At 34.3% G+C, this 7,370-nt stretch carries 5 protein-coding genes; 3 read left to right on the forward strand and 2 right to left on the reverse strand.

Features of this window, described 5'->3' with window-relative positions; translation table 11 throughout:
* Positions 1-136: 136 nt before the first annotated feature.
* Both CJP74_RS07715 and CJP74_RS07720 read left to right on the forward strand, forming a co-directional pair.
* Positions 137-1,468, forward strand: a complete 1,332-nt coding sequence (locus tag CJP74_RS07715; protein WP_119497925.1) for an SIR2 family protein — start codon at positions 137-139, stop codon at positions 1,466-1,468.
* Positions 1,440-3,281 carry an ATP-binding protein gene (locus CJP74_RS07720; RefSeq protein WP_245958053.1) on the forward strand — a complete coding sequence of 614 codons (1,842 nt, stop codon included), beginning with the start codon at positions 1,440-1,442 and terminating at the stop codon, positions 3,279-3,281. Before CJP74_RS07715 ends, CJP74_RS07720 begins: the two co-directional genes overlap by 29 nt.
* Before the next feature lie 53 nt (positions 3,282-3,334).
* Here CJP74_RS07720 and CJP74_RS07725 read toward each other — a convergent pair whose 3' ends face one another.
* Together CJP74_RS07725 and nudE are read right to left on the reverse strand one after the other, a co-directional pair.
* On the reverse strand, positions 3,335-5,626 hold the full coding sequence (locus CJP74_RS07725) for an inositol monophosphatase family protein (protein ID WP_119497927.1): 2,292 nt from the start codon (positions 5,624-5,626) through the stop codon (positions 3,335-3,337).
* A gap of 11 nt (positions 5,627-5,637) precedes the next feature.
* Positions 5,638-6,231 carry an ADP compounds hydrolase NudE gene (gene nudE, locus CJP74_RS07730; protein ID WP_119497929.1) on the reverse strand — a complete coding sequence of 198 codons (594 nt, stop codon included), beginning with the start codon at positions 6,229-6,231 and terminating at the stop codon, positions 5,638-5,640.
* Between the two features lie 272 nt (positions 6,232-6,503).
* On the opposite strand from nudE, the gene CJP74_RS07735 reads away from it, so the two are divergent.
* The gene (locus CJP74_RS07735; RefSeq protein WP_119497931.1) at positions 6,504-7,178 is read left to right on the forward strand and encodes a hypothetical protein; all 675 of its coding nucleotides are present in this window, start codon (positions 6,504-6,506) and stop codon (positions 7,176-7,178) included.
* Positions 7,179-7,370: the final 192 nt, after the last annotated feature.

Below are 7,370 nucleotides of genomic sequence, written 5' to 3' on the forward strand. Positions count from 1 at the left end.
ATTAATGTCTATAGATTAAGATTATAAAATTAAGGTAAAATATATATGAAGAATACACTTATTATAAAAGCTACTATTTAACTTATAAGTTGGTTTTATAAAAAGCAACTTAACTCCAAGTAAAAGGATAACCTTGATGACAAAACAAGATAACTTAAAAGTTACTTCTTTTGAGGTGCTTAAATTGGTAAAAGCAAGAGAGTTAAACTCTTGTGGCTTGAATAAAGAAACGACTGGTTCCGAAACAGATAGTAAAGGTGGAGAATTAGCCTATAATGGAAGTATTGAAATTATAGATATGGAGAGTAGTTATGACGATTGTTTAAATGAACTAAATAGGTTTTTTAATCAATCTCTTAACTCTGAGAACTTAGTTGTTTTGGCTGGTTCGGGAACTTCTTTAACATTTAATAAACCAGGAACTAATATCGCACCAAGTATGCGTAGTTTATGGGAGCTGTGTTCTCAACATAAAGATTTTGACAGTGTCTTGGATATTATTGGCAATAAAAATATTAATCATAAAGAGGAAAAGGATATTGAACTTCTTTTATCAATATGCGATTCAATTGTAGAAAATAAGTTTACTGACGAGACAAGTTTAGAAACAATAGAAAACTTTATAAAGAGTGCCAAAAGTACAATCCTAGAAGAAACCAATTTTGTAGATAATAAACTAAAGAATTCAGAACAAGCAAATAATAATTATTGGACTCATCATGATAAGTTTATCCGTATTCTCTCTAAAAGATCCGATAAACAAGAGCGATTAAAATTATTTACTACTAATTATGATTTAGCTTTTGAAGCAGCTGCCTCAAATGTGGGAGTTATTGTTATAGATGGTTTTGAATTTACAAAGCCTCATCGCTTTAATCCTTCATGGTATAACAACGATATAGTTCATATAAATCATAACGACAATAAAACAGAATTTTTACCAAACGTAATGTATTTATACAAACTCCACGGTTCGGTAGACTGGGTAAGAAATACTAAAAATAATATGATTTATAAAGGAAATCCTTTAGCTAACAAAGAAAATCAAGAAAGTGTTTTTATTTATCCTAGTAGAAAAAAGTATCAGTTTTCCTACTCTTCTCCTTACCTTGATATGATTAGTGCGTTTATGGCTGTTTTACAAAAACCAAGAACAACTCTATTCTGTTTAGGATTTGGATTTCATGATGCTCATTTAAATAATGCAATTTTTATGGCTCTTAGAACAAATATGTCACTAAATTTAGTTATTTCTACATTTAACGCCCTTGACGAAGAATATAGTGGAATTAATCAGGAGATTAGAGAAAACTTGTATGAACTAATTAAAGCTGGTGACGGTAGAATAATGATAATTGACAGTAAATTTGATACTTTTGTCGATAGTATCCCTGATCGTAATAAGGAAACACCTGAGGAAAGATTAGCAAATTCGATCGATGAAATACTATTCAATAGAAGAGGATAAATCACAAATGAATGTATATGATTACAATTGGTTTTCTCCTCATTCTCAAGAAAGGAGAATAGGAAGTGTTATAGAAGTATCTCCAACAGAAGTTAGAGTAAATCTAACAAACGCAGGTAAAGGTTCTAGTGCTTCTATATATGGTACTAAACTTTCCTCAGGTGAAGTAAACAATTATGTATTTATTGATTGTGGACAATACTCTGTTTTAGGAAAAATTGTCAATATACGCTTAGAAAATGGTGAACGACTAAGTGTAGATACAGTTGAAGAAAGTAATATTCCCAATCATCCAACAGGTCTTATACAAATTCTAACTAGTTTGGATACTCACAGTGGTCAGCCTCATAAAGGTATAAGAGAGTATCCAAGAATAGGGGCACAAGTATATTCGGCACATCCTAAATTGTTAGCAATGTTGTTTGAAGGAACTTTGAACACTTCTAATGATGATATTTTACTAGAGATTGGTGAGGTTGTTTCAGACGCATCAGCTACAATTTACACCACACCAGAAAAACTCTTTGGACGTCATTGTGCTATTTTAGGAAGTACTGGGTGTGGTAAAAGCTATACTCTCGCAAATTTAATCCTAAATGTACAAGAGCATGGAGGAAAAGTATTATTACTTGATGCAACAGGTGAGTATGCAGATTTACCTTGCGATAGTTATTCTATAGGAGACCTAGATAGTTCTGATAAAGAAAAAAACTTATTCTTCCCAAGTTGGGAATTTACAGAGTCAGATATTCGATTACTACTAAGACCATCACAACAAGTTCAAGCTGTAAAATTACAAGAAGCAGTTAGAAGCTTGCAGTTTTATGAAGATATCCATAAAGATAATAAACAGGATGATGGTAAATATAACTTATATTTTGAGAAGGATTCTTATAAAATTGTAAAAAAAGAAGATAAGGTGAAAGAAGCGTACGAAGAGTGGCTCAAAGAAAATTTTAATAATTTTGATACATTGCCATGGGACTTTAATGCTTTAGCTAATCAAATTACAGAGGAGTGTGTATATCCAACTCCTTATATTAAGAAAGATGCGAATGGTAAGAACATTGATCTTACAAAAAATTGGGGTGGTAAAAATGAAACAGAACTCTCACACTGTTTAAGTTTAATAGGTAGAGTAAGAAAAATTATAAATAATCCTAGACTAAAATGGTTTACCACATTTGGAATAGATCATAACTCAGAAACAACTAATACAGTGACTAATAAGATTAAGGAGTTTATAAAAGAAGATAGACCTAACTGTATTATGCGTATAGATCTATCCAAAGTTTCTTTTGAAGAAAATACTAGAGAAATTTTGGTTAATGCAATAGGAAAAAACTTATTAAGTTTAGCTAGAAACAATGAAATTTCACATACTCGTCCTTTAATAGTATTTGTCGATGAGGCGCATCAATTTCTCAATAAACATATAGGTGATGATTTTAACAAAGTTCTGTTAGATTCTTTTGGAAATATTGCAAAAGAAGGACGTAAATATGGTTTAAATATAGTAATAGCGACTCAACGTCCAAGTGATATCCCTGAAGATGTTCTAAGTCAGCTAGGAACATATATAGTTCATCGCCTTACTAATGCAAGGGATCAAGAAATAGTTAAAAGAGCTATGGGTGAGTTGGATAGAAGATCTGCTAGTTTTTTACCGACTTTAGGTGTAGGAGAAGCATTACTATTAGGAACAGATTTCTTATTTCCAGTAACTGTTAAAATGAAGATACCTAAAATAAAACCAAACTCTACAGGATCACTTTATTCGAAAGTTTGGCGTAAATCTAATAAAACAAGCTAATATACAAAAAAAGAGCCCCGCAGATGCGAGGCTTTTTTAGTTAGCTTAATTTGCTATTGCGCTTGCTTAGCTTGCTCTTCTTTTAGAGCTTGCTCAGCTTGTTCAATTTGAATTGCTTGTTCAGCTTGAACTACTTGTTCAGCTTGAACTACTTGTTTAGCTTGTTCGTTTTGCACTACTTGTTCAGCTTGCTCTGCTTGAACTGCTTGTTCTGCTTGACCAAACTGACCTGATTGATAGCGTAACCATGCTTTTTTGAGCATTGGACTTAGACCCATAGCTTGGAACTGCTCTTCACTAACTTCTTGGTTTAGATAGTTAGCAGCTTGCGGATCATTAGTATGGATTAAGTGGTGGTTATGTAAGCTTTGTTCTTTAATCGCACGTTGTACTAAAAGTAAACGTGGGAGTTGTAAGTAGAGTAAGCCTGGAATATCGAGAATAAATGGAATCGACATGAGGTTTTCAGTCATTATTAGTGGATATACATTTTCATCACTGAAATTAATATTTGTACGTTTCCATGGTACTTTACTTACGTCGACAAGATTAAAGACACATGAAAGAGGATTAATTGAGTTTTGAGCAAAAGCTAGTGCTGGTGCCACATCCCAAATTTTCATGGCATTAGGTAAAAGGTAGTTAGTAATGCACTCATTTTCTAAACATGCAAATACTAAAGACGATTTCACCCCCGCCGAGTGGAAAGTCTCAAGATTGTAGTTTTCTTGATGGTAAGGTAACTCAAATAACCCAAAAGCTTTATTAGTACGAGCCCCTTGAAGTAGGCGAATAGCTTGCTGTTTTGGGTGCTTGTTGTGCTTATTGAGTGTAAAAGCTGGATTATTACGTTGACTAATATAGTCTGATAATCTTTTACTTAACTGTAATAAAACTCGTGCATAGAACTGCATTTCTTTTGAGAGGTATTGCAGTTTTTGTTCTTGCTCTAGAGAAATTTCCTCGTTACCTAATTGGGCATAGTGCTCAATTAGTTCTTCACCATATACTTGCTCTTGTAGATTATGAGCTGCTAAGAAGTTTAAGTCAGGGAAGTGAGGTAAGTTTAAAGCTAGACTTACAGGTTCGTGTCCGCCTAGACTAAGCGTTTGCTCGCTTGAAGCAAAGAAAAACGCTTGGTTACGCACTAAATCGGTAAACTCAGGGCTTTCTAAGTGACTTATATCATAAGCTTGCACATAGAACGGAGTTTTATTGGCAAACTCTAATGGAGCTGTTTTATTAGCTGGAGCTTGCTCTTTAAGTTGAGCGATTTTTTCCGCGAGAGTAGTTAGTTCAGGGTCTACTTTAAAACCTGTGCTAGGTTGGTCGCTTGCCCAACTTAAGTAGTTGTTGGCAAAAGTATTAAAAGTTACTTCTGAACTAAAGTAAATTTTTTCTGCTCGTGTGGTTACGTAGTTAGCAGGATCAATTACTGCTTGCCAAAAATCAAGAGTACGTTTTAATTGAGCTAAATTTACTTTAACGTCGCTGTTATATCTTAGTTTAAAAAAGTCAGGAATTTGCGTGAGTGCCCAACGTTGTAAAGTACGACTCATAATACGGTGTACTTTAGCAAAACCGTCATTGCTTGCTTGGTATTGCTTTTGTAGATAAGAGATAAACTCTTGTGTTGCCCCAAAGTTTACATTAGTTGTAATCCCTTGGCTAATTAAGTATTCGTAAGTAAATCTCAGATCGTTTTGGGCTACACGTTTAAATTTAAACGGTTTTGAGTAGGTTACATGGGTGTTTAAGTAAGCTTGATCACCGCTTTCTTTTACTTTTTCGACAAATTCAGCGTAAGATACGCTTTTTTCGTGGACATAGTAAGTTAAGCCTTCTGGATCAAGAGGCACCACAAAAGAACCTATACCCATGGCAGAGTATTGGATGCGATTTTTTTCTGGTTCGTAGACAAAGGTAATTAGGGGTTGACCTTGATCGATGAACGAGCACATAGTGCAGTAGTCTTCACCACCTGCAACATAGCCCTTAGTGCCATCGATTGGATCAACTAACCACCAGCAACGACTAGTTTGGATATTAAAATCGGGGAAATTTGCCATGTTTTCTTCAGTTACCGCAAAGTCACCAAAAATCATAGGTAAGGTAACCGTAAAATACTCCGAGAGCATTTTATCTACATAGGTAACTTCAGTGTTATCTTCTTTATAATCTACTGAAAGTTGAGAAGATTTAATCGCAGCAGCTATAGCTCCGGCATTTAATAAGCAAGAACATACAGGAGTAAATACATCATTACGAAATAACTCAGGAAGTTCTTGTTTTAACTGCTCGGGAGTATACTTATTCGCGAGTAATTCAGCATTTGTCTTCGACATAAGTATCGGAATTAGAGTTCTACAGAATTTGTCAGAGCTGGTTGGAGCTTGCCTGAGTTGTAGTAATCACGGAAAGCATATAAAGCTACGAGATTACGACTATCTCTAAACAGTCCTTGAGCTATTAATGTATCTAGTTCGGCTAAAGGCCAGCGAACAATAGTTAAAGGTTCTGGTTCATCCCCTTCTAACATTTGTGCCAGTGGTGTTAAGCCTGTAGCTACTACCACGTGCATTTGTGCTGTTTGATAGCCAGTGGAGTTATAAAAAGAAGTTAAATGGGTAAGAAGTTGAGCTTTGTAACCCACTTCTTCGCCTAATTCACGTGCGGCTGCAACTAAAAGTTGCTCATTATCATCTATCCCACCACGAACAAAACCTAACTCATAGTTTAGGGTGCCAGCGGAATATTCTTCAATTAAGAGTAAATGATCTTGGTCAACCGCAATTACGGTTACCGCATCATGAGCTGCATGTAAACGGTAATATTTACGTTCTTGTCCATTGTTAAATTTAATATCAAGAGACTGAACGTTAAAAATACCTAGTCTACCTAGGTTTTGAATATTACTCACTTGAGGTAGTTTACGTTTTTGTTCGGTCATAGAGAAAAATCTAAGAATCTAGAAAATATATTTTTCCATTATACTTTAATCAGCTCTTCTTTGCATTAAAAACACATATTTGATGTGTAAATTAGCCTTTGCTCCTTGAAACTCAAATTTTTGCCTATATATCTATAGTAGAAAAATAGTAAAACAAAAATTTCATAATTACCTCATAGTATGTGGCTCATGCAATAGCGTGAGCCAATTTTTATTTCTGAGGGCAAATATAGTAAAATATTTGCTATCATCCTTAGCAAGGTATTTAACATATGACAATAAATGCAGATTTACTCGCAAATGGCTATTTAGAGCAATCGCGAGACCCTCTGAGTAGCTATATTCACACTCGTCTAGATGAACAGTTTCCGTTTTTACAAAACGACTCGGAAGCAAAAGTAATCTTACGTGCTTTAATTTACGATTTAGCCACCCTAAGACGTGAGCCAGATGAACTAGTATATTGGTTAGCTAAACACTTTTACCAAAAATCTATGCTAGATTCAGCTTATTTACCAAAGTTTGATCAGGAAAAACCTGAAGAACAAACGCTAGCAAATAGCTTTTTACAAGTTCTTGATCGCATCTATCAAGCTGTACGTGGTCTTGAAGAAGACGAACGCAAAGAGTTTCTAGCGCAATTGGCTGCCGAAGGTTACTATGGTCTTCTTACGCAGTTACTTTTAAACTTTGTAAGTTTTGATTTAGTAATGCTTAAATGCGTATCTTACTTCTACCCAGAAATAGATTATAAACAAGCTTTACCTTTAGTTTTAACTAAAGAGCAAGCTGACTACTTACGTCAAGCTTTACAAAGTTACTTAAAAAATGAAGGTGTGGTAGGCTTTACCGAAACAGGTTTAGAGATAGATACTAAAGCTCTCTACTCTTACTTTAAAAAACACCCAACCAATCTTTTTGCTCAAGCAGATGAAGTTCAAGCTTAAAGCTAAAGGCAAAAGTAATTTGCAAAAGGCAAAGCAAAAAGCTAAAGGCAAAAACTAAAGCAAATTGCAAAAGCAAAAATTAAAACCCAAAGAAAATTGCCAAAGAAAAAAGTAAAACCCAAAGCAAATTGCCAAAGCAAAAAAAAAAACAAAAAGAAAATTACCAAAGCAAAAAAAAAAACACAAAGCAAA

This window comes from Psittacicella melopsittaci (assembly GCF_003585925.1).
Classification (GTDB): Bacteria; Pseudomonadota; Gammaproteobacteria; order Enterobacterales; family Psittacicellaceae; genus Psittacicella; species Psittacicella melopsittaci.